At 55.5% G+C, this 22,421-nt stretch carries 18 protein-coding genes and 1 other annotated feature (1 of these 19 only partly in view); of the genes, 14 read left to right on the top strand and 4 right to left on the bottom strand.

The window, feature by feature from the left end:
- Nucleotides 1-28 (top strand) — a sequence feature (Thr leader region) (it extends 90 nt beyond the left edge of the window).
- A 25-nt stretch (nucleotides 29-53) separates the two neighbouring features.
- The 4 genes from thrA to ACMYSN_RS11345 all read left to right on the top strand — a co-directional run bounded on the left by thrA (nucleotide 54) and on the right by ACMYSN_RS11345 (nucleotide 5,254).
- Nucleotides 54-2,516: a bifunctional aspartate kinase/homoserine dehydrogenase I gene (gene thrA / locus ACMYSN_RS11360; RefSeq protein WP_462498045.1), complete on the top strand. Its 2,463-nt coding sequence runs from the start codon at nucleotides 54-56 to the stop codon at nucleotides 2,514-2,516.
- A 1-nt stretch (nucleotide 2,517) separates the two neighbouring features.
- The gene (thrB, locus tag ACMYSN_RS11355; protein WP_123757584.1) at nucleotides 2,518-3,453 is read left to right on the top strand and encodes a homoserine kinase; all 936 of its coding nucleotides are present in this window, start codon (nucleotides 2,518-2,520) and stop codon (nucleotides 3,451-3,453) included.
- A complete protein-coding gene (thrC, locus tag ACMYSN_RS11350) occupies nucleotides 3,450-4,736 on the top strand; it encodes a PALP domain-containing protein (RefSeq protein ID WP_462498044.1) in 1,287 nt (428 codons plus the stop codon). The genes thrB and thrC overlap by 4 nt, the downstream gene beginning before the upstream one ends.
- Before the next feature lie 224 nt (nucleotides 4,737-4,960).
- Nucleotides 4,961-5,254, top strand: a complete 294-nt coding sequence (locus ACMYSN_RS11345) for a DUF2502 domain-containing protein (protein WP_123757582.1) — start codon at nucleotides 4,961-4,963, stop codon at nucleotides 5,252-5,254.
- Nucleotides 5,255-5,295: 41 nt separating this feature from the next.
- Here the strand turns inward: ACMYSN_RS11345 and yaaA are convergent, their stop codons facing one another.
- Both yaaA and ACMYSN_RS11335 read right to left on the bottom strand, forming a co-directional pair.
- Nucleotides 5,296-6,069 (bottom strand): YaaA family protein, encoded by a 774-nt coding sequence (gene yaaA, locus ACMYSN_RS11340; RefSeq protein ID WP_462498043.1) that lies wholly within the window; start codon nucleotides 6,067-6,069, stop codon nucleotides 5,296-5,298.
- 78 nt (nucleotides 6,070-6,147) lie between these two features.
- Nucleotides 6,148-7,578 (bottom strand): alanine/glycine:cation symporter family protein, encoded by a 1,431-nt coding sequence (locus tag ACMYSN_RS11335; protein ID WP_462498042.1) that lies wholly within the window; start codon nucleotides 7,576-7,578, stop codon nucleotides 6,148-6,150.
- A 203-nt stretch (nucleotides 7,579-7,781) separates the two neighbouring features.
- On the opposite strand from ACMYSN_RS11335, the gene tal reads away from it, so the two are divergent.
- From tal to ACMYSN_RS11320, 3 genes are all read left to right on the top strand, one after another.
- Entirely contained in the window at nucleotides 7,782-8,735 is a 954-nt protein-coding gene (gene tal, locus ACMYSN_RS11330) for a transaldolase (RefSeq protein ID WP_123757579.1), read from the top strand.
- A gap of 110 nt (nucleotides 8,736-8,845) precedes the next feature.
- The gene (gene mog / locus ACMYSN_RS11325; RefSeq protein WP_123757578.1) at nucleotides 8,846-9,433 is read left to right on the top strand and encodes a molybdopterin adenylyltransferase; all 588 of its coding nucleotides are present in this window, start codon (nucleotides 8,846-8,848) and stop codon (nucleotides 9,431-9,433) included.
- A 121-nt stretch (nucleotides 9,434-9,554) separates the two neighbouring features.
- The gene (locus tag ACMYSN_RS11320; protein WP_123757577.1) at nucleotides 9,555-10,865 is read left to right on the top strand and encodes an MFS transporter; all 1,311 of its coding nucleotides are present in this window, start codon (nucleotides 9,555-9,557) and stop codon (nucleotides 10,863-10,865) included.
- Between the two features lie 42 nt (nucleotides 10,866-10,907).
- Here ACMYSN_RS11320 and satP read toward each other — a convergent pair whose 3' ends face one another.
- The gene (gene satP / locus ACMYSN_RS11315; RefSeq protein WP_045860029.1) at nucleotides 10,908-11,474 is read right to left on the bottom strand and encodes an acetate uptake transporter; all 567 of its coding nucleotides are present in this window, start codon (nucleotides 11,472-11,474) and stop codon (nucleotides 10,908-10,910) included.
- A 433-nt stretch (nucleotides 11,475-11,907) separates the two neighbouring features.
- Between satP and dnaK the strand changes: the two genes are divergently transcribed.
- From dnaK to nhaR, 4 genes are all read left to right on the top strand, one after another.
- Nucleotides 11,908-13,824 carry a molecular chaperone DnaK gene (gene dnaK, locus ACMYSN_RS11310; protein WP_123757576.1) on the top strand — a complete coding sequence of 639 codons (1,917 nt, stop codon included), beginning with the start codon at nucleotides 11,908-11,910 and terminating at the stop codon, nucleotides 13,822-13,824.
- Nucleotides 13,825-13,911: 87 nt separating this feature from the next.
- Nucleotides 13,912-15,048: a molecular chaperone DnaJ gene (gene dnaJ, locus ACMYSN_RS11305; protein WP_123757575.1), complete on the top strand. Its 1,137-nt coding sequence runs from the start codon at nucleotides 13,912-13,914 to the stop codon at nucleotides 15,046-15,048.
- 221 nt (nucleotides 15,049-15,269) lie between these two features.
- On the top strand, nucleotides 15,270-16,442 hold the full coding sequence (nhaA, locus tag ACMYSN_RS11300; protein ID WP_462498041.1) for a Na+/H+ antiporter NhaA: 1,173 nt from the start codon (nucleotides 15,270-15,272) through the stop codon (nucleotides 16,440-16,442).
- Nucleotides 16,443-16,495: 53 nt separating this feature from the next.
- The gene (gene nhaR / locus ACMYSN_RS11295) at nucleotides 16,496-17,395 is read left to right on the top strand and encodes a transcriptional activator NhaR (RefSeq protein ID WP_123757573.1); all 900 of its coding nucleotides are present in this window, start codon (nucleotides 16,496-16,498) and stop codon (nucleotides 17,393-17,395) included.
- 92 nt (nucleotides 17,396-17,487) lie between these two features.
- Here nhaR and rpsT read toward each other — a convergent pair whose 3' ends face one another.
- Nucleotides 17,488-17,751: a 30S ribosomal protein S20 gene (rpsT, locus tag ACMYSN_RS11290; RefSeq protein ID WP_003018940.1), complete on the bottom strand. Its 264-nt coding sequence runs from the start codon at nucleotides 17,749-17,751 to the stop codon at nucleotides 17,488-17,490.
- A gap of 330 nt (nucleotides 17,752-18,081) precedes the next feature.
- Here rpsT and ribF point away from each other — a divergent pair, with 330 nt between their 5' ends.
- Genes ribF through lspA form a run of 3 tightly spaced genes read left to right on the top strand, consistent with a single transcriptional unit; the run spans nucleotide 18,082 to nucleotide 22,378 of the window.
- The gene (gene ribF, locus ACMYSN_RS11285) at nucleotides 18,082-19,020 is read left to right on the top strand and encodes a bifunctional riboflavin kinase/FAD synthetase (protein ID WP_123757572.1); all 939 of its coding nucleotides are present in this window, start codon (nucleotides 18,082-18,084) and stop codon (nucleotides 19,018-19,020) included.
- A gap of 44 nt (nucleotides 19,021-19,064) precedes the next feature.
- Nucleotides 19,065-21,881 (top strand): isoleucine--tRNA ligase, encoded by a 2,817-nt coding sequence (gene ileS / locus ACMYSN_RS11280; protein ID WP_462498040.1) that lies wholly within the window; start codon nucleotides 19,065-19,067, stop codon nucleotides 21,879-21,881.
- On the top strand, nucleotides 21,881-22,378 hold the full coding sequence (lspA, locus tag ACMYSN_RS11275) for a signal peptidase II (protein WP_123757571.1): 498 nt from the start codon (nucleotides 21,881-21,883) through the stop codon (nucleotides 22,376-22,378). Before ileS ends, lspA begins: the two co-directional genes overlap by 1 nt.
- Nucleotides 22,379-22,421 lie beyond the last annotated feature (43 nt).

Genomic DNA, 22,421 nt, shown 5'->3' with positions numbered 1-22,421 from the left:
GCACCTGAACAGTGCGGGCTTTTTTTTCGACAAAAAATCTAGGGGTAACAACCATGCGCGTGTTGAAGTTCGGCGGTACATCAGTGGCAAATGCAGAACGTTTTCTGCGAGTTGCCGATATTCTGGAGAGCAATGCCAGGCAGGGGCAGGTAGCGACCGTCCTGTCTGCCCCGGCGAAGATTACCAACCATCTGGTCGCGATGATTGAAAAAACCATCGGCGGTCAGGATGCGCTCACCAATATCGCTGACGCTGAACGCATTTTTGCCGAACTGCTGCAGGGCCTCGCGGACGCGCAACCGGGGTTTCCGCTGGCACAGCTGAAAGCGTTTGTTGCCCAGGAATTTGCTCAGATTAAACATGTTCTGCACGGGATCAGCTTACTCGGGCAGTGCCCGGATAGCGTCAATGCCGCGCTGATTTGCCGCGGTGAGAAGTTATCGATCGCCGTGATGGCGGGCCTGCTGGAAGCGCGTGGTCACAAAGTTACCGTGATCAACCCTGTCGAAAAACTGCTGGCTGTCGGTCATTACCTCGAATCGACCGTCGATATCGCGGAATCTACCCGTCGCATTACCGCCAGCCAGATCCCCGCTGACCACATGGTGCTGATGGCCGGGTTTACCGCCGGCAATGAGAAAGGCGAACTGGTGGTGCTGGGGCGTAATGGCTCTGACTACTCTGCCGCCGTGCTGGCCGCCTGCCTGCGCGCTGACTGCTGCGAAATCTGGACCGATGTTGATGGGGTCTATACCTGTGACCCGCGTCAGGTTCCCGACGCCCGTCTGCTGAAGTCGATGTCCTATCAGGAAGCGATGGAGCTGTCCTACTTCGGCGCGAAAGTGCTGCACCCGCGTACCATTGCCCCTATCGCTCAGTTCCAGATCCCGTGCCTTATCAAAAACACCGGCAATCCGCAGGCGCCGGGCACGCTGATTGGTGCCAGCCTTGATGAAGACGGCCTGCCTGTGAAAGGCATCTCCAACCTCAACAATATGGCGATGTTCAACGTCTCCGGTCCGGGGATGAAAGGCATGGTCGGCATGGCCGCCCGCGTCTTCGCAACGATGTCCCGCGCCGGGATCTCCGTGGTTCTGATTACTCAGTCCTCTTCGGAATACAGCATCAGCTTCTGCGTACCGCAGAGCGACTGCGCCCGCGCCAAGCGAGTGATGGAAGATGAGTTCTATCTGGAGCTGAAAGAGGGGCAGCTGGAGCCGCTGTCGATCATGGATCGTCTGGCGATCATCTCCGTTGTGGGTGACGGTATGCGCACGCTGCGCGGGATCTCCGCAAAGTTCTTCGCGGCGCTGGCTCGCGCAAATATCAATATCGTGGCCATTGCCCAGGGGTCGTCTGAGCGCTCTATTTCCGTGGTGGTCAGCAATGACGATGCCACCACTGGGGTGCGCGTGACCCACCAGATGCTATTTAACACCGATCAGGTGATTGAGGTCTTTGTTATCGGCGTCGGCGGCGTCGGCGGGGCGCTGATTGAGCAAATCAAGCGCCAGCAGGGTTGGCTGAAAAACAAACATATCGACCTGCGCGTTTGCGGCGTGGCCAATTCACAGGCCTTGCTGACCAATGTGCATGGCCTGAACCTCGAAAACTGGCGTGCGGAACTTGCTGAAGCGAAAGAGTCGCTGAATCTGGGCCGCTTGATTCGTCTGGTCAAAGAGTATCACCTGCTGAACCCGGTGATTGTCGATTGTACCTCCAGCCAGGCGGTTGCCGATCAATACGCCGACTTCCTGCGTGAAGGTTTCCACGTCGTCACGCCGAACAAAAAGGCCAACACGTCCTCGCTGGATTACTATCACCAGTTGCGTCATGCTGCCAGTAGCTCACGCCGTAAATTCCTCTACGATACAAACGTGGGCGCGGGTCTGCCGGTCATTGAAAACCTACAGAACCTGCTGAACGCTGGCGATGAACTGCTGCACTTTTCCGGCATTCTTTCCGGTTCGCTGTCGTTTATCTTCGGTAAGCTCGATGAGGGGATGAATCTCTCTGAAGCGACGGGGCTGGCGCGTGAGATGGGCTATACCGAACCCGATCCGCGTGACGATCTCTCTGGCGTCGACGTTGCCCGCAAGCTGCTGATCCTGGCCCGTGAGACCGGTCGCGAGCTGGAGCTGTCGGATATCGTTATCGAGCCGGTGCTGCCCGCGCAATTTGATGCCAGCGGTGACGTCGAGAGCTTTATGGCGCGTCTGCCTTCGCTCGATGACGAGTTTGCCTCTCGCGTCGGCAAAGCGCGCGATGAAGGTAAAGTGTTGCGTTACGTCGGTAACATCGAAGAGGATGGTACCTGTCGGGTGAAAATTGCTGCAGTTGACGGGAACGACCCGCTGTTTAAAGTGAAAAACGGTGAGAACGCCCTGGCCTTTTACAGCCACTATTATCAGCCGCTGCCGCTGGTGCTGCGCGGTTATGGTGCGGGTAACGATGTTACGGCGGCCGGTGTGTTTGCCGATCTGCTGCGCACCCTGTCATGGAAGTTAGGAGTTTAAGATGGTCAAAGTATATGCCCCGGCTTCCAGTGCCAATATGAGCGTCGGGTTTGATGTGCTGGGCGCGGCGGTGACGCCAGTCGATGGTACGCTGCTGGGGGATAACGTCTCGGTTGAGGCGGCAGAACATTTTAGTCTGCAAAACGTTGGCCGCTTTGCCAGCAAACTGCCTACTGCACCGCAGGAGAATATTGTTTACCAGTGCTGGGAGCGCTTCTGCCAGGAGATCGGTAAAAACGTCCCGGTTTCGATGGTGCTGGAAAAAAACATGCCGATCGGCTCTGGCCTTGGCTCCAGCGCTTGTTCCGTCGTTGCCGCGCTGGTGGCGATGAATGAATTCTGCGGTAAGCCGCTGAATGAGACGCGCATGCTGGCGCTGATGGGCGAGATGGAAGGGCGTATTTCCGGCAGTATCCACTATGACAACGTCGCACCGTGCTACCTGGGCGGTATGCAGCTGATGATTGAAGAGAATGGCATCATCAGCCAGCAGGTTCCCGGTTTTGACGAATGGTTGTGGGTGCTGGCTTATCCGGGGATCAAAGTCTCGACGGCGGAAGCGCGGGCAATACTCCCGGCGCAGTATCGTCGCCAGGACTGTATCGCCCACGGTCGTCACCTGGCGGGCTTTATTCATGCCTGCTATACCCGCCAGCCGCAGCTGGCAGCGAAATTGATGAAAGATGTGATTGCCGAACCGTATCGTACCAAACTGCTGCCGGGCTTCAGCGAAGCGCGACAGGCGGCGATGGAGATCGGCGCGCAGGCGTGCGGCATTTCTGGTTCAGGCCCAACGCTGTTTGCGCTGTGCGATAAGCCAGAAACCGCGCAACGCGTTGCCGACTGGCTGGCGACACATTATCTGCAGAATCAGGAAGGCTTCGTTCATATTTGCCGGCTGGACACGGCGGGCGCACGCGTAGTGGGAAACCAATGAAACTCTATAACTTAAAAGATCATAACGAACAGGTCAGCTTTGCGCAGGCCATCACGCAGGGGCTTGGCAAGCAACAGGGGCTGTTCTTCCCGCACGATCTGCCGGAATTTAGCCTGACTGACATCGACGACATGCTGGAGATGGATTTGGTCTCCCGCAGCGCCAAAATTCTCTCGGCGTTTATTGGCGATGAGATCCCGCAGGATGTGCTGAAAGCGCGTATCGCGGCGGCATTCACCTTCCCGGCACCGGTGAGCAAGGTGCAGGATGATATCGGCTGTCTGGAGCTGTTCCACGGCCCGACCCTGGCGTTTAAGGATTTCGGCGGCCGCTTTATGGCACAGATGCTGACCCAAATCGCCGGCGACAAACCGGTTACCATCCTGACGGCAACTTCAGGTGATACCGGTGCTGCGGTTGCGCACGCGTTTTACGGTCTGCCGAATGTGAAGGTCGTGATTCTCTATCCGCGCGGCAAAATCAGCCCGCTGCAGGAAAAACTGTTCTGCACCCTGGGCGGTAATATCGAAACCGTGGCCATCGATGGCGACTTTGATGCCTGCCAGGCGCTGGTGAAGCAGGCCTTCGACGACGAAGAGCTGAAGCTGGCTCTCGGCTTAAATTCGGCGAACTCCATTAACATCAGCCGTTTGCTGGCGCAAATTTGCTACTACTTTGAAGCGGTGGCCCAGCTGCCGCAGGAAGCGCGCAACCAGCTGGTGATTTCGGTGCCGAGCGGTAACTTTGGTGACCTGACTGCCGGCCTGCTGGCGAAGTCATTGGGTCTGCCGATCAAACGCTTTATCGCGGCGACCAACGCCAATGACACCGTGCCACGCTTCCTGCAGGACGGTCAGTGGGCGCCAAAAGCAACCCAGGCGACGCTGTCCAACGCTATGGACGTCAGCCAGCCTAACAACTGGCCGCGCGTGGAAGAGCTGTTCCGCCGTAAAGTCTGGCGTCTCAATGAACTGGGTTACGCGGCGGTGGACGATGAAATCACGAAATCGTCAATGCGCGAGCTGCAAGCCATTGGCTACACCTCGGAACCGCACGCGGCGATTGCCTGGCGTGCACTGCGTGACCAACTGCAACCGGGTGAATACGGTCTGTTCCTCGGCACCGCGCATCCGGCTAAGTTTAAAGAGAGCGTGGAAGAGATCCTGCAGGAGACGCTGCCGCTGCCGAAAGCGCTGGCCGATCGTGCCGACCTGCCGCTGCTGTCGCATAATCTGCCGGCCGATTTCGCCGCGCTGCGTCAGCTGATGATGGGCAAAGCATAACGGCGATTATCGCTGTGCGATGTTCGCAAACCGGGCCTCAGCGCCCGGTTTTTTTATGAGCGAAAAAGGAGGGATTATGCAGATAAGTGGCAGAAAAAATGGATGAATGACCATTAAATGCCGGCGCGCAAAGATTAGGATTGCGGAGAATAACGTGCGGTGTTGCGCGAGGTTAATCTTTTGTTATCGCCCCATCGAGGGGACTGTTAAGAAAGGGGAAACCTATGTCTACACTGAAGTCTGTGATCCTTGCGCTTTCGATGTCGCTGGTGGCTCCTGCTGTGGTTCACGCATCGGAAATTACGCTGGTGCCGGCCATTAAACTGCAAATCGGCGATCGCGACAATCACGGGAATTACTGGGATGGCGGCCACTGGCGCGACCACGAATGGTGGGGCCGTCATTACGACTGGCGCGATAACCACTGGCGCCCGCATGACGATCGTCGCCATGACCGCGATCGCCATGATGACCACGATCGCGGGCGCGGCCCGGATCGCGACTGGCATCATCACTAACGTGCTCTCCCCGGTCTGCCATTTGGTGGCCGGGGAGGGGATTAACGCTCGTGGCGCTTAAAGACCATTTCACCGGCACCGGAAGCGTCGGCATCATAATAGTAACCTTCGCTGTCGAAGCGGGTAAGCTGCTCCGGATGGCTCAGGCGGTTCTCTATGATATAGCGGCTCATTAAACCGCGGGCCTTCTTGGCGTAGAAGCTGATCACCTTAAACTTGCCGTTTTTCTCATCGAGGAACACCGGCTTAATCAACGTGCCCTGCAGCTGTTTTGTTTTGACCGACCTGAAGTATTCGTCAGAGGCCAGGTTAATCACGATGTCATCGCCCTGGGCTTGCAGCGCCTGGTTCAGCGTATTGGTAATCACGTCCCCCCAGAACTGGTAGAGATCTTTGCCTTTGGCGTTCTCCAGTTTTATCCCCATTTCCAGGCGGTAGGGCTGCATCAGATCCAGCGGGCGCAGCACGCCATACAGACCGGAAAGCATGCGCAAATGCTGCTGGGCGAAATCAAAATCGGCTTCGCTGAGGGTTTCCGCCTGCAGCCCCGTGTAGACGTCACCTTTAAAGGCCAGAATCGCCTGGCGGGCATTTTTCGGCGTAAAGTCCGGGTGCCAGTCGTGAAAACGGGTGGCGTTCAGGTCCGCCAGCTTATCGCTGATACTCATCAGCTTGCCGATCTGCGGTGCAGAGAGCTGGCGCGCGATACCGATCAGCTGCTGGGAATATTCCAACAGTTCAGGCTGCGTGTAGCGCGATGTCGCCAGCGGACTTTGGTAATCGAGCGTTTTTGCCGGTGAAATAAGAATCAGCATATCCAGTCCTTGCAGGTGTTTTATCCGTGACTTTAACAAAAAAAGGTCACGGAGGGATCGATAGCTGCGATTGCCGCATTATTCATGCGGCAGGTCATTCCAGGTGCCGGGCGCCAGCTGCTGATTGATTTCCGGGTATCGCGTGGCGTCAAAGGTCGGCTGCACGCCTAGCCGTCGCTGTCGGAGATAGTCGCCGGCGAGGATCCGCACCGTGGGTGAAAGCAGTAAAATGGCGGTCAGGTTGGTGATGGCCATCAGCGCCATGATGGTATCCGCCAGCTGCCAGACCACCGGTAAACCCACCAGCGTGCCGATGAGCACCATCAGTATGGTGACTATTCGCAGCGCCCAGATATGGCATGGGCGGTTTAGGCGCAGAAAGATAAGATTGTTTTCGGCGTAAATATAGTTCGCCACGATCGAACTGAAGGCGAAAAACAGGACGATGATTGCCACAAAACCCGCACCGCCGCTGCCGACAATGCCGGTCATGGCGTGCTGTATTGCCTGGATACCGTGGGTGCTATTTTCCACCTCTGACGGCGGGGCCAGCATGATAATCACCGCGCTGGCGGTACAGATGACAATCGTATCGATGAAGACGCCGATCATCTGCACGATCCCCTGTGCCGCCGGATGCGGTGGCCATGAAGCGGCGGTTGCCGCGGCGTTAGGGGTCGAGCCCATCCCGGCTTCGTTCGAGAACATACCACGTTGAAAACCGCTGGTGAGCGCCTGGCTGATGGTGTAGCCCACCGCGCCGGCGGCGGCTTCCTGCCAGCCGAATGCGCAGCGGAAAATGGTGTCGAAAATCGCCGGCAGCGCCGTGATATGCCACAGGCCAATGAGCAGGCTGGCGGAAACCCACAGCAGGGCCATTAGCGGCACAATCCACTGCATCAGCCGCGCCACGCCCCGTAAACCGCGCATAATCACCAGCAGCGTCAGGACGGCGAGCGCCCCGCCGGTCAGCAGGGAAGGCAGGCCGAAGGCATAGGACATGGCATGGGCGACTGAGTTGGCCTGCACGGTATTAAAAATAACGGCATAGGCCAGCAGCAGCAGGCTAGAGAACATCACCCCCATCCAGCGCATTCCCAGGCCCCGGGACATATACCAGGCCGGGCCTCCGCGGAATTGCCCCTGCGCATCGCGCTCTTTATAGAGCTGGGCGAGAGAGCATTCGGCAAAGCTGCTGGCCATGCCGAGTAGGGCGGAAACCCACATCCAGAAGATGGCACCGGGCCCGCCAGCTGAGATAGCCAGCGCCACGCCGACGAGGTTACCGCTGCCGACGCGGGCGGCGAGGCTGGTACACAGGGCCTGAAAAGCGGTCAGTCCATCTGGCTGCGGCAGGAGGCTCTTTTTTAGACTTTTCCCAAACTGGCGAACATAGCGAAACTGCACGTACTTCGTTTGCCAGGTAAACCAAATGCCGGCGCCCAGTAACAGATAAATCAGTACCGAGCCCCAGAGTATTTCGTTGATAAAAGAGAAAAAGTCAGGCATCAATTATCCTCTTGTCCATGCAGGCCCGCTAATGTAAGCGTTACCATTTTAGTGACAATCCCTTAGCATTCAGAGAATTAATTTATCCAGTTTATCACACTCTGCGCTCTTGCATGGTCCGCTGTTGCGCTGAAGATGCAGCGTGTTATCATCTTGGCAGACCGGTTACATCCCCTTAACTGCTGTTTAAGAGAAACACTATCATGACGGATAAATTGACCTCTCTGCGTCAGTACACCACTGTCGTAGCTGATACCGGAGATATTGCGGCAATGAAGCTGTATCAGCCTCAGGATGCCACAACTAACCCTTCTTTGATTCTCGGCGCGGCTCAGATTCCTGAGTACCGTAAGCTGATTGATGACGCTGTCGTATGGGCTCGTAGCCAGAGCAGCGATCGCGCGCAGCAGATTATCGATGCTTCCGATAAGCTGGCGGTGAACATTGGTCTCGAAATTCTTAAGCTGATTCCAGGCCGTATTTCGACTGAAGTTGATGCGCGTCTCTCCTATGACACGCAGGCTTCTATTGCCAAAGCGAAACGCATCATTAAGCTGTACAACGACGCCGGCATCGGTAACGATCGCATTCTGATTAAACTGGCTTCTACCTGGCAGGGCATCTGTGCCGCCGAGCAGCTGGAAAAAGAAGGCATCAACTGTAACCTGACTCTGCTGTTCTCCTTCGCTCAGGCTCGCGCTTGTGCGGAAGCAGGTGTATTCCTGATCTCTCCGTTCGTTGGCCGTATCCTCGACTGGTACAAAGCAAACACGGATAAGAAAGAGTACGCGCCGGCTGAAGATCCGGGCGTGGTGTCCGTCAGTGAAATCTACGAATACTACAAGCAGCACGGTTATGAAACCGTGGTGATGGGTGCAAGCTTCCGTAACGTCGGCGAAATCCTTGAGCTGGCTGGTTGCGACCGCCTGACCATCGCACCAGCTCTGCTGAAAGAGCTGGCAGAAAGCGAAGGTGCTATCGAGCGCAAACTGACGTTCAGCGGCGAAGTGAAAGCACGCCCGGAACGCATCACTGAATCCCAGTTCCTGTGGCAGCACAACCAGGATCCGATGGCGGTAGACAAACTGGCGGAAGGTATCCGTAAGTTTGCGATCGACCAGGAAAAACTGGAAAAAATGATCGGCGACCTGCTGTAATCATTGCGGCGTGACCGGGCTCCCGGTCACGCTACTTCTTTTGAACCCTGTCTGTATTTCCCTCCAGCGTGTATCATTCCGTCTAATTGCACAGTTTGAACGGAATAACGATGAATACCTTACGAATCGGCTTAGTTTCCATCTCCGATCGCGCCTCCAGCGGCGTCTATCAGGATAAAGGCATCCCGGCACTTGAAGAGTGGCTGGCGCGTGCGCTGACGACCCCCTTTGAGCTGGAGACCCGCTTAATCCCTGATGAGCAGGTGATTATCGAACAGACGCTGTGCGAGCTGGTGGACGAGATGGGCTGCCATCTGGTGTTAACCACCGGCGGGACCGGTCCTGCCAGACGCGACGTCACGCCGGATGCGACGCTGGCCATTGCCGATCGCGTTATGCCTGGTTTTGGCGAACAAATGCGCCAGGTTAGCCTACACTTTGTGCCAACGGCGATCCTTTCTCGTCAGGTGGGCGTGATCCGCAAGCAGGCGCTGATTCTGAATCTGCCTGGCCAGCCGAAAGCCATTCAGGAAACCCTTGAAGGCGTCAAAGATGCCGAGGGCAAGGTGCTGGTGCATGGGGTTTTCGCAAGTGTACCTTATTGTGTACAGTTGCTTGAAGGGCCTTATGTCGAGACAGACGGCGATGTCGTAGCGGCTTTTCGCCCAAAAAGTGCAAGGCGCGAAACTTTATCCTGAATTTAATGCTTTCCTGACATAACCTGCAATGTCGGTGGTGTGCCGTTTTATTTACGATATAGTGTTTTTTACTTTACACGTTGCGTGATAACTCTACACACCTCTGGATGAATTGCTCGTTATGTCACAACATACCCGACCCCTGAATCGACAGGATTATAAAACGCTGACGCTGGCTGCATTGGGTGGCGCGCTGGAGTTTTATGACTTCATTATCTTTGTCTTCTTCGCCGCCGTCGTTGGCGAGCTGTTCTTCCCCGCAGATATTCCGGAATGGCTGCGCCAGGTTCAGACGTTCGGCATCTTTGCCGCCGGCTATCTGGCTCGCCCGTTAGGCGGCATTATCATGGCCCACTTTGGCGACCTGGTCGGGCGCAAAAAAATGTTCACCCTGAGCATTCTGCTGATGGCGTTGCCGACGCTGGCGATTGGCCTGCTGCCGACCTATGCGTCGATCGGGCTTGCGGCACCGTTACTGCTGTTGCTGATGCGCCTGCTGCAAGGGGCGGCCATTGGCGGCGAAGTTCCTGGCGCCTGGGTGTTTGTTGCCGAACACGTCCCGGAAAAACGGATTGGCATCGCCTGCGGGACCCTGACCGCCGGTCTGACGGTCGGTATTCTGCTGGGCTCGGTGGTGGCTACCCTCATCAATACCAGCCTGACGCCACAGGGCGTTCACGATGGCGGCTGGCGTATTCCTTTCCTGCTAGGCGGCGTGTTTGGCCTGGTGGCGATGTATTTACGCCGCTGGCTGCAGGAGACGCCGATCTTCCTCGAGATGCAGCAGCGTAAAGCGTTAGCGCAGGAATTGCCGGTTAAATCGGTGGTGCTGAAGCATCAGCAAGCGGTGGTGGTCTCCATGCTGCTGACCTGGCTGTTATCCGCCGGCATCGTGGTGGTGATTCTGATGTCACCGGTGTGGCTGCAAAAACATTACGGCTATGCGCCGGCGATTACCCTGCAGGCTAACAGCATTGCGACGATTATGCTGTGCTTCGGCTGCTTGCTGGCGGGGCTGGCGGCAGATCGTTTCGGTGCCAGCCGCACGTTCATTGTTGGTAGCCTGTTACTGGCGGCTTCCAGCTGGGCGTTCTATCACCTCTCAGGCGACAGCCCGGAGCAGCTGTTCCTGCTGTACGGCACGGTAGGATTGTGTGTTGGCGTAGTGGGAGCGGTGCCTTACGTAATGGTGCGGGCCTTCCCGGCAGAAGTGCGTTTTACCGGTATCTCCTTCTCTTATAACGTCTCTTACGCGATCTTTGGCGGCCTGACGCCGATTGCGGTCACCATGTTAATGGGGGTGTCGCCGATGGCTCCTGCCTGGTACGTACTGGCGCTGTCGCTGATGGGATTAGGATTGGGGATCTGGCTGCGTCAGGAAAAATATCGTGATGTGGCGGCAAAAGGCGGTGAAGTGCCGCATCTGCCTTAACGCATGACAACCCTCGTCCCGCCGGGACGAGGGTATGTGCTATCAGTGAGGCGCGCCGATAGGCAGTACGGTACGACCAAACTGCTCGTTCAGGACTTCACCCATCGCCAGATAAATGGCGCTACCGCCGCAGACTAAACCAATCCAGCCCGCGATTTTTACGATGCCTTCGTTATCAGCCAGGTGACCGATTGCCAGCAGTGCAAACAGTACGGTCAGGCTCAGGAACACGAACTGCAGCATACGTGCAGCTTTCAGCGTGCCGAAGAACATAAACAGGGTAAAGACGCCCCACAGTCCGAGATACATGCCCAGGAAGTGCGCATTCGGCGCTTCTGCCAGGCCCATTTTCGGCATCAGGAGAATGGCAACCAACGTCAGCCAGAAGGCGCCGTAGGAAGTAAAAGCCGTTAAACCAAAGGTATTACCTTTTTTAAATTCCAGCAGGCCTGCGAAAATCTGCGCAATGCCGCCGTAAAAAATGCCCATCGCCAGGATAGCTACATCAAACGCGAACAGGCCGCTATTTGCCAGGTTAAGCAGAATAGTGGTCATGCCGAAACCCATAAGGCCCAGCGGTGCCGGATTAGCCAACTTAGTGTTGCCCATAATTCCTCAAAATAATGATTAGAAAGGGAAGCATTACCCCGCGACTCGGTGGCGGGGCGCGGCATAATAATGAGGCGCGGGATAACTGTCTATGATCTGGCGAGGTATTTTTCGCCAATTTACGCAGGTACCGGAAAATGCGGAAGATTCATCGCCAGTTGTCTGGCTCGATCGCCGTCTGACGGGGTTATCGTCGGCGTTTTCCACTCGCTATTTACGTCGATATCCTGAATTCCTGTGTCCCACTTAATGAGAGAAAGATAAAAAATTTTTAATCTCCCCCCTTGATGAAGCGGCAGGCGACCCCATCTTGTAGTCAACCGCAGTGAATGAACCTGAAAAAAATCATGACCGGGCAGTTGAAACCGTAGGTTTCGCCCTTATTACAGGTTCACAACCACATGTTGATCGAATTTTTAGTGGAGACGTTTAGATGGGTAAAATTATTGGTATCGACCTGGGGACAACCAACTCTTGTGTCGCGATTATGGATGGTACTACTGCTCGTGTGCTGGAGAACGCCGAGGGCGACCGCACCACGCCTTCTATCATTGCTTACACTCAGGACGGCGAAATCCTGGTAGGTCAGCCGGCTAAACGTCAGGCAGTGACTAACCCGCAAAACACCCTGTTTGCGATTAAACGCCTGATTGGTCGCCGCTTCCAGGACGAAGAAGTTCAGCGTGACGAATCCATCATGCCGTACAAAATCATCGGCGCCGAAAACGGCGACGCATGGATTGATGTGAAAGGTCAGAAAATGGCACCGCCGCAGATCTCTGCTGAAGTGCTGAAAAAAATGAAGAAAACCGCGGAAGATTACTTGGGTGAGCCGGTAACTGAAGCTGTTATCACCGTACCTGCTTACTTCAACGATGCTCAGCGTCAGGCAACGAAAGACGCCGGTCGTATCGCAGGTCTGGAAGTAAAACGTATCATCAACGAACCGACCGCCGCTGCACTGGCCTACGGTCTGGATAAAGAAGTCGGCAACCGTACTATCGCGGTTTACGACCTCGGTGGTGGTACTTTCGATATCTCTATTATCGAAATCGACGAAGTTGACGGCGAAAAAACCTTCGAAGTTCTGGCGACCAACGGTGATACCCACCTGGGTGGTGAAGACTTCGACAGCCGTATGATCAACTATCTCGTTGACGAGTTTAAGAAAGATCAGGGCATCGACCTGCGTAACGACCCGCTGGCAATGCAGCGTCTGAAAGAAGCGGCAGAAAAAGCGAAAATCGAGCTGTCTTCCGCACAGCAGACCGACGTGAACCTGCCGTACATCACTGCAGATGCCACCGGTCCGAAACACATGAACATCAAAGTGACTCGTGCGAAACTGGAATCCCTGGTCGAAGACCTGGTGAACCGTTCCATCGAGCCGCTGAAAGTTGCTCTGCAGGATGCGGGCCTGTCCGTTTCCGATATCCAGGACGTTATCCTGGTCGGTGGTCAGACTCGTATGCCAATGGTTCAGAAGAAAGTTGCTGAATTCTTTGGTAAAGAGCCGCGTAAAGACGTTAACCCGGATGAAGCAGTGGCGATCGGTGCTGCGGTTCAGGGTGGTGTACTGACCGGTGAAGTGAAAGACGTTCTGCTGCTCGACGTTACCCCGCTGTCGCTGGGTATCGAAACCATGGGCGGCGTGATGACGGCGCTGATCAACAAGAACACCACTATCCCGACTAAACACAGCCAGGTGTTCTCTACTGCAGAAGACAACCAGTCTGCGGTAACTATCCATGTGATTCAGGGTGAGCGTAAACGCGCCTCTGATAACAAATCACTGGGTCAGTTCAACCTGGATGGTATTAACCCGGCACCGCGTGGTATGCCGCAGATCGAAGTCACCTTCGACATCGATGCTGATGGTATCCTGCACGTGTCTGCGAAAGACAAAAATAGCGGTAAAGAGCAGAAAATCACCATCAAAGCTTCTTCTGGCCTGAACGAAGAAGAGATTGCAAAAATGGTTCGCGATGCGGAAGCGAATGCTGAATCTGACCGTAAGTTCGAAGAACTGGTTCAGACCCGCAACCAGGGCGACCATCTGCTGCACAGCACCCGTAAGCAGGTTGAAGAAGCAGGCGACAAACTGCCGGCTGACGACAAAACTGCGATCGAATCTGCATTGACCGCGCTGGAAGCTTCCCTGAAAGGTGAAGATAAAGCCGATATCGAAGCGAAAATGCAGGCGCTGGCACAGGCTTCTCAGAAGCTGATGGAAATTGCTCAACAGCAACACGCTCAGCAGCAGGCTGGCGGTGCTGAAGCTTCCGAAAGCAACGCGAAAGACGACGATGTCGTTGACGCCGAGTTTGAAGAAGTGAAAGACAAAAAATAATCGCCCTTTGAACGGGTAAAACACTGGCACGGGCGAAGAGGTTTCCTCTCCGCCCGTGCACGCATGTTAAGGGGCTGAAAAACACCAATGGCAAAGCAAGATTATTACGAGATTTTAGGCGTTTCCAAAACAGCGGAAGAGCGTGAAATCAAAAAGGCCTATAAGCGCCTGGCGATGAAATACCACCCGGACCGTAACCAGGGTGATAAAGAAGCCGAAGCGAAATTCAAAGAAATCAAAGAAGCGTATGAAATCCTGACTGATGACCAGAAGCGTGCGGCCTACGATCAATACGGCCACGCCGCCTTTGAACAAGGTGGCATGGGCGGTGGCGGCGGTGGTTTTGGCGGCGGTGCCGACTTCAGCGATATCTTTGGCGACGTGTTCGGCGATATTTTCGGCGGCGGTCGTGGTCGTCAGCGTGCGGCGCGTGGCGCTGACCTGCGTTACAACATGGATCTTACGCTGGAAGAAGCCGTTCGCGGCGTGACCAAAGAGATTCGTATCCCGACGCTGGAAGAGTGCGACGTCTGCCACGGCAGCGGCGCGAAATCTGGCAGCAAACCGCAGACCTGTCCGACCTGTCATGGTCAGGGCCAGGTGCAGATGCGTCAGGGCTTCTTCGCCGTTCAGCAGACCTGTCCGCACTGTCAGGGTCGCGGTACGCTGATTAAAGATCCGTGCAACAAATGTCACGGTCACGGTCGCGTTGAGAAAACCAAAACCCTGTCGGTCAAAATCCCGGCGGGCGTGGATACCGGCGATCGTATTCGTCTGTCAGGTGAAGGCGAAGCGGGCGAGCACGGTGCACCGGCGGGCGATCTGTACGTTCAGGTCCAGGTTAAGCAGCACGCCATCTTTGAGCGTGAAGGCAATAACCTGTACTGCGAAGTGCCGATTAACTTCACCATGGCAGCCCTCGGCGGCGAGATTGAAGTCCCGACGCTGGATGGCCGGGTGAATCTCAAAGTGCCTGGCGAAACGCAGACCGGCAAACTGTTCCGCATGCGCGGTAAAGGTGTGAAATCCGTGCGCGGTGGTGCTCAGGGCGACCTGCTGTGCCGCGTGGTGGTTGAAACACCAGTCGGGCTGAACGATAAGCAGAAACAGCTGCTGAAGGACCTGCAGGAAAGTTTTGGCGGACCAACGGGCGAGAAAAATAGCCCGCGCTCCAAAAATTTCTTTGATGGCGTGAAGAAATTCTTCGACGACCTGACCCGCTAAGCTGCTGTTATTTAAAAAAGCCACTTCATCGTTAAGTGGCTTTTTTTGTTTCTGACTCACGCTACCTGAGTGATGCCCGATTTCCGTGTTGCGCTTTGATGATGTGCTACGATTAGATCGTTAAAACCGATCTATTCAGCAACAATAATCTTATTTTTTCGAAGTGTTATGGCGACTAGAATAGTTTAATCGATGAATTAGCCTTAATAGAGAGAGTAAAAGTGAAACATCTGCAGCGTTTTTTCAGTAGCGATGCTTCAGGGGGCATTATCCTTATTTGTGCGGCCGTGCTGGCAATGCTGCTGGCTAATACCAGCGCCACCACCGGCCTGTATCACTCCTTTTTAGACACTCCCGTGCAGTTGCGTGTTGGCGCATTAGAAATCAACAAGAACATGCTGCTGTGGATTAACGACGCGCTGATGGCGATTTTCTTCCTGCTGATTGGTCTGGAAGTGAAGCGCGAGATGATGCAGGGCGCGCTGGCCAGCCGTCGTCAGGCCATTTTCCCTGTGGTGGCCGCGCTGGGTGGCATGGTGGTTCCTGCGCTGGTGTACCTGGCGTTTAACGCCCAGGATCCGATCACTCGTGAGGGTTGGGCTATTCCGGCGGCGACCGATATCGCGTTTGCCTTAGGCGTGCTGGCACTTCTCGGCAGTCGTGTGCCACCGGCGCTGAAAATCTTCCTGATGGCGCTGGCGATCATCGACGATTTAGGGGCCATCATTATCATCGCCCTGTTTTATACCAACGATCTTTCCGTGTTGTCGCTGGTCGTTGCGGCGGGAGCCATTATCGTGCTGGCAGCCCTGAATCTGTGCGGCGTGCGGCGCACAGGTATCTATATTCTGGTGGGCGCTGTGCTATGGACCGCGGTGTTGAAATCCGGCGTTCACGCGACGTTAGCCGGGGTGATTGTCGGCTTTATGATCCCGCTGAAAGAGCAGGGCGGCAAGTCACCAGCGAAGCAGCTTGAGCACGTGCTGCACCCGTGGGTGGCGTATCTGATTCTGCCGCTGTTTGCCTTTGCGAACGCCGGGGTCTCGCTGCAAGGTGTGACGATTGAAGGGCTGACCTCGCTGCTGCCGATGGGCATTATTGCCGGGCTGTTTATTGGTAAGCCGCTGGGTATCAGTCTGTTCTGCTGGCTGGCGCTGAAATTAAAGTGGGCTTCATTGCCACAAGGCACCACCTGCAAACAAATCGTGGCGGTCGGGATCCTGTGCGGCATCGGCTTCACCATGTCGATTTTCATCGCCAGCCTGGCCTTCGGTAACGTCGATCCTGGACTCATCAATTGGGCTAAGCTGGGTATCCTGATTGGTTCCGTCCTCTCGGCGGTTACCGGGTACATGATCCTGCGCCAGCGCGTCGCGAATACGGCTGCTGTCTAACATTTGAGGGAGAGCCTGTGGTGGCTCTCCCTGGCATTATCAGGGAGCGAAACATGTCGCATATTAACTACAACCATCTGTATTACTTCTGGCACGTTTATAAGGAAGGCTCCGTTGTTGGCGCGGCGGAGGCTCTGTTCCTGACGCCGCAAACCATCACCGGGCAAATCAAAGCGCTTGAAGAGCGTTTACAGGGGAAGCTGTTTAAGCGTAAGGGCAGAGGGCTGGAGCCGAGTGAGCTGGGCGAGCTGGTGTTCCGCTACGCGGACCGGATGTTTACCCTCAGCCAGGAAATGCTCGATATTGTGAATTACCGCAAAGAGTCTAACCTGCTGTTCGACGTTGGCGTCGCCGATGCTTTGTCGAAGCGTCTGGTGAGCGGCGTGCTGGATGCGGCTGTGGTTGAGGATGAGCAGATTCATTTACGCTGTTTTGAGTCGACCCACGAAATGCTGCTGGAGCAGCTCAGCCAGCACAAGCTGGATATGATTATCTCTGACTGCCCTATCGACTCTACCCAACAGGAAGGGCTGTTTTCGGTGCGTATCGGCGAGTGCAGCGTGAGCTTCTGGTGCATGAATCCACCGCCAGAGAAACCGTTCCCCGCCTGTCTTGAGGAGCGCCGCTTGCTGATCCCTGGTCGTCGCTCGATGCTCGGTCGCAAGCTTCTCAACTGGTTCAATTCGCAGGGACTGAAGGTTGAGATCCTCGGCGAGTTTGATGATGCGGCACTGATGAAGGCATTTGGGGCAGCACACAACGCGATTTTCGTCGCGCCGACGCTCTACGCCCACGATTTCTATCAGGATGAGTCAATTATTGAGATCGGCCGGATGGATAATGTGATGGAGGAGTATCACGCCATTTTTGCCGAGAGGATGATTCAGCATCCAGCGGTGCAGCGTATATGCAATCGCGACTACTCGTCGCTCTTCACCGTACCGCAGCCGTAAAGTATTGCGCGGGCGGCATTGTTGGGCGCAGATAACAGGCATAAAAAAACCCGCTTTCGCGGGTTTTTTTCAAAGCTATAACAGACGGGCGATTAAGCCAGTTTGTTGATCTGAGCGGTCAGGTTTGCTTTATGACGCGCAGCTTTGTTTTTGTGGATCAGACCTTTAGCAGCCTGACGGTCCACGATCGGTTGCATTTCGTTAAATGCTTTCAGTGCAGTAGCTTTGTCGCCAGCTTCAATAGCTGCGTATACTTTCTTGATGAAAGTACGCATCATAGAGCGACGGCTAGCGTTGTGCTTGCGGGCCTTTTCAGACTGAACGGCGCGCTTCTTAGCTGATTTGATATTAGCCAAGGTCCAACTCCCAAATGTGTTCTATATGGACAATTCAAAGGCCGAGGAGAATGCCCGTTTAGCCTTCTTTTGTCAATGGATTTGTGCAAATAAGCGCCGCTTAAAACAACAACGCTTTATTACGTAGTGATGGCGCAAGATTCTACCAGCTTGTTGCTGGCGAATACAGCCTTTCCACCATAAAAATCGATGACCCCGGTGAGTTTTTGCCGCATTCCTACGCTGAGTTGATGAATTACCGGGATCTTTCGGTGAAGAGGTGCAATCGCTGGTTAACGTCGTCAGTTGTACAAGGTATACTCGGACGATTTTCACTGTTTTGAGCCAGACATGAAGCTGATACGCGGCATACATAATCTCAGTCAGGCGCCGCACGGGTGCGTGCTGACCATTGGTAATTTTGACGGTGTGCACCGCGGGCATCAGGCGTTGCTGCAGCGTTTGCGCGCAGAGGGCCGCCAGCGTGGTTTACCGGTGGTGGTGATGATTTTCGAACCACAGCCGCTGGAGCTGTTCGCAGCCGACAAGGCACCCGCGCGTTTAACGCGGCTACGGGAAAAACTGAGCTATCTGGCTGAGAGCGGCGTTGACTATGTGCTGTGCGTGCGTTTTGACCGACGCTTTGCCGCGCTGACCGCCCAGGATTTTATCAGTGAACTGCTGGTGCGCCGTTTGGGCGTGCAGTTCCTTGCGGTCGGCGATGATTTCCGCTTTGGCGCTGGTCGCCAGGGGGATTTCTTGCTATTACAAAAAGCAGGAACAGAATACGGCTTTGACGTAACCAGTACCCAAACCTTCTGTGAAGGCGGTGTGCGTATCAGCAGCACCGCGGTGCGTCAGGCGCTGGCGGATGACGACCTCGAACAGGCTGAAACCCTGCTGGGACATCCTTTTGCTATATCCGGGCGAGTGGTTCACGGCGATGAGCTGGGACGCACCATTGGCTTTCCGACGGCGAACCTACCGCTGCGCCGTCAGGTTTCCCCGGTGAAAGGGGTCTATGCGGTTGAAGTAACAGGCTTAGGCGACAAACCGCTAGTGGGCGTCGCCAATATTGGCACCCGTCCAACGGTTGCCGGCGTGCGCCAGCAGCTGGAAGTGCATCTTCTGGACGTTGTAATGGACCTCTATGGTCGCCATATAGATGTAATACTGCGTAAGAAAATACGCAACGAGCAGCGATTTGCGTCGCTTGATGAGCTAAAGGCGCAAATTGCACGTGATGAGTTAACGGCCCGCGAGTTCTTTGGGCTGGCCAGGCAGGCATAAGCCTGTTGGTGTTTATCAAACCGAAATACGGAACCGAGAATCTGATGAGTGACTATAAATCGACCCTGAATTTGCCGGAAACAGGGTTCCCGATGCGTGGCGATCTCGCCAAGCGCGAACCGGGAATGCTGGCGCGTTGGACCGATGATGACCTGTACGGCATCATCCGTGCAGCGAAAAAAGGCAAAAAAACCTTCATTCTGCATGATGGCCCTCCATATGCGAATGGCAGCATTCATATTGGTCACTCGGTTAACAAGATTCTCAAAGACATTATCGTTAAGTCCAAAGGTCTGACGGGCTATGATTCCCCATACGTTCCGGGTTGGGACTGCCACGGTCTGCCGATCGAACTGAAAGTCGAGCAGGAATACGGCAAGCCGGGTGAGAAATTCACCGCCGCGGAATTCCGCGCCAAGTGCCGTGAATACGCGGCGACGCAGGTTGACGGGCAGCGTAAAGACTTTATTCGCCTGGGTGTACTGGGTGACTGGTCGCGTCCGTACCTGACTATGGACTTCAAAACAGAAGCCAACATCATCCGTGCGCTGGGTAAAATCATCGGCAACGGCCACCTGCACAAAGGCGCGAAGCCGGTGCACTGGTGCGTAGACTGCCGTTCCGCGCTGGCGGAAGCGGAAGTGGAATACTACGACAAAACTTCTCCGTCTATCGACGTGGCTTTCAACGCGGTAGACAAAGCGGCAGTGCTGGCGAAATTCGGCGTTGCCGACGTCAACGGTCCGGTTTCCCTGGTTATCTGGACCACAACCCCGTGGACCCTGCCGGCAAACCGCGCAATCTCCCTGTCTGCGGAATTCGACTATGCGCTGGTGCAGGTTGACGGTCAGGCGCTGATTGTGGCGAAGGACTTGGTTGAAAGCGTTATGAAACGCGCGGACATCGCGGATTACACTATCCTGGCAACGGTGCAGGGCGATCAACTCGAACTGATGCGCTTTAAGCATCCGTTCCTCGGCTTTGACGTGCCGGCGATCCTCGGCGATCACGTGACTCTGGATGCGGGTACCGGTGCGGTGCATACCGCCGGCGGCCACGGTCCGGATGACTACACCATCAGCCAGAAGTACGGTCTGGAAATCGCCAACCCGGTAGGACCGGATGGTGCTTACCTGGCGGGAACTTACCCGGCGCTGGACGGCATTAACGTCTTTAAAGCTAACGACATCATCGTTGAGATGCTGCGTGAAAGCGGTGCGCTGCTGCATGTTGAAAAAATGCAGCACAGCTACCCATGCTGCTGGCGCCACAAGTCGCCGATCATCTTCCGTGCGACACCGCAGTGGTTCGTCAGCATGGATCAGAAAGGCCTGCGTGCGCAGTCGCTGAAAGAGATCAAAGGCGTGCAGTGGATCCCGGACTGGGGCCAGGCGCGTATTGAATCAATGGTTGCTAACCGTCCTGACTGGTGTATCTCTCGTCAGCGTACCTGGGGCGTACCGATGTCCCTGTTTGTACACAAAGAGACTCAGGAGCTGCATCCGCGCACGCTGGAGCTGATGGAAGAAGTCGCTAAACGCGTAGAAACCGACGGCATTCAGGCCTGGTGGGATCTCGACGCGCGCGACATCCTTGGCACCGACGCCGATAGCTACGAGAAAGTGCCGGATACCCTGGACGTGTGGTTCGACTCCGGGTCTACCCACTCCTCCGTCGTTGACGTGCGTCCGGAGTTCTCCGGTCATGCCGCCGATATGTATCTGGAAGGTTCTGACCAGCATCGTGGCTGGTTCATGTCCTCGCTGATGATCTCCACGGCGATGAAAGGTAAAGCGCCTTACCGTCAGGTACTGACCCACGGCTTCACCGTTGATGGCCAGGGCCGTAAAATGTCCAAATCCATCGGCAACACCGTTTCGCCGCAGGATGTGATGAACAAACTGGGTGCTGACATTCTGCGCCTGTGGGTGGCTTCCACCGACTACACCGGCGAGATGGCGGTCTCCGATGAGATCCTCAAACGTGCTGCTGACAGCTATCGTCGTATCCGTAACACCGCGCGCTTCCTGCTGGCGAACCTTAACGGTTTCGACCCGGTAAAAGACATGGTGAAACCGGAAGAGATGGTGGTGCTCGATCGCTGGGCGGTAGGCTGCGCGCAAGCGGCACAGGAAGACATCCTGAAAGCCTATGAATCTTACGATTTCCACGAAGTGGTGCAGCGCCTGATGCGCTTCTGCTCCATCGAAATGGGTTCGTTCTATCTCGACATCATCAAGGACCGCCAGTACACCGCGAAAGCGGATAGCGTGGCGCGCCGCAGCTGCCAGACCGCGCTGTTCCATATCGTGGAAGCGCTGGTTCGCTGGATGGCGCCGATCATGTCCTTCACCGCCGACGAAATCTGGGGTTACCTGCCAGGTTCCCGCGAGAAATACGTCTTCACCGGTGAATGGTATGAAGGTCTGTTCGGCCTGGCCGACAACGAAGTGATGAACGACGGCTTCTGGGACGAGCTGCTGCAGGTGCGTGGCGAAGTCAACAAAGTTATCGAACAGGCGCGTGCTGACAAGCTGGTAGGCGGTTCTCTGGAAGCAGCGGTAACGCTGTATGCCGATGCCGGACTGGCGGCGAAGCTGAACGCGCTGGGCGAGGAATTACGATTTGTCCTGTTGACCTCCGGGGCGAAAGTTGTCGAAGATGCCCAGGCTCCGGCGGACGCCTGGCAGAGTGAACTGCTGAAAGGCCTGAAAGTCGTGTTGAGCAAAGCCGAGGGCGAAAAATGCCCGCGTTGCTGGCATTACACCAGTGATATCGGCAAGGTAGCGGAACACGCAGAAATCTGCGGTCGCTGTGTCAGCAACGTCGCCGGTGACGGCGAACAACGTAAGTTTGCCTGATGAGTAAATCTGTCTGTTCAACGGGGCTACGCTGGCTTTGGGTCGTCGTAGCCGTGCTGATTATCGATCTGGGCAGCAAATTCCTGATCCTCCAGAACTTCGCTCTGGGGGATACGGTATCGCTGTTCCCATCGCTTAATCTGCATTATGCGCGTAACTATGGTGCGGCTTTTAGCTTCCTGGCCGATAGCGGGGGCTGGCAGCGCTGGTTCTTCGCCGGTATCGCCATCGGTATCTGCGTGATTCTGGCGGTATTGATGTACCGCTCAAAGGCCACACAAAAGCTGAACAACATTGCCTACGCGCTGATTATTGGTGGCGCGCTGGGGAATCTGTTCGACAGACTGTGGCACGGCTTTGTCGTCGATATGATTGATTTTTATGTCGGAGACTGGCACTTCGCCACGTTCAATCTGGCCGATACCGCGATTTGCATCGGCGCGGCGCTGATTGTGCTGGAAGGTTTTTTACCAGGCGCTGCCAAAAAAACCGCCTGATGATCCCTGCCGGGTCGCGTTCGCGCTGACCCGGCCTTCATGA

Origin of the sequence: Klebsiella sp. R445, from assembly GCF_051131755.1 — a bacterium.
Taxonomy (GTDB): domain Bacteria; phylum Pseudomonadota; class Gammaproteobacteria; order Enterobacterales; family Enterobacteriaceae; genus Klebsiella; species Klebsiella lignicola.
This window is presented reverse-complemented; position numbering and strand designations above follow the sequence as displayed.

Coding starts and splice junctions, on each gene's coding strand:
- dnaK (WP_123757576.1), top strand. CDS start 11,908: ATGGGTAAAATTATTGGTATCGACCTGGGGACAACCAACTCTTGTGTC.
- satP (WP_045860029.1), bottom strand. CDS start 11,474: ATGGGCAACACTAAGTTGGCTAATCCGGCACCGCTGGGCCTTATGGGT.
- yaaA (WP_462498043.1), bottom strand. CDS start 6,069: ATGCTGATTCTTATTTCACCGGCAAAAACGCTCGATTACCAAAGTCCG.
- ribF (WP_123757572.1), top strand. CDS start 18,082: ATGAAGCTGATACGCGGCATACATAATCTCAGTCAGGCGCCGCACGGG.
- ACMYSN_RS11335 (WP_462498042.1), bottom strand. CDS start 7,578: ATGCCTGACTTTTTCTCTTTTATCAACGAAATACTCTGGGGCTCGGTA.
- nhaR (WP_123757573.1), top strand. CDS start 16,496: ATGTCGCATATTAACTACAACCATCTGTATTACTTCTGGCACGTTTAT.
- lspA (WP_123757571.1), top strand. CDS start 21,881: ATGAGTAAATCTGTCTGTTCAACGGGGCTACGCTGGCTTTGGGTCGTC.
- thrC (WP_462498044.1), top strand. CDS start 3,450: ATGAAACTCTATAACTTAAAAGATCATAACGAACAGGTCAGCTTTGCG.
- thrB (WP_123757584.1), top strand. CDS start 2,518: ATGGTCAAAGTATATGCCCCGGCTTCCAGTGCCAATATGAGCGTCGGG.
- ileS (WP_462498040.1), top strand. CDS start 19,065: ATGAGTGACTATAAATCGACCCTGAATTTGCCGGAAACAGGGTTCCCG.
- mog (WP_123757578.1), top strand. CDS start 8,846: ATGAATACCTTACGAATCGGCTTAGTTTCCATCTCCGATCGCGCCTCC.
- ACMYSN_RS11345 (WP_123757582.1), top strand. CDS start 4,961: ATGTCTACACTGAAGTCTGTGATCCTTGCGCTTTCGATGTCGCTGGTG.
- ACMYSN_RS11320 (WP_123757577.1), top strand. CDS start 9,555: ATGTCACAACATACCCGACCCCTGAATCGACAGGATTATAAAACGCTG.
- dnaJ (WP_123757575.1), top strand. CDS start 13,912: ATGGCAAAGCAAGATTATTACGAGATTTTAGGCGTTTCCAAAACAGCG.
- thrA (WP_462498045.1), top strand. CDS start 54: ATGCGCGTGTTGAAGTTCGGCGGTACATCAGTGGCAAATGCAGAACGT.
- tal (WP_123757579.1), top strand. CDS start 7,782: ATGACGGATAAATTGACCTCTCTGCGTCAGTACACCACTGTCGTAGCT.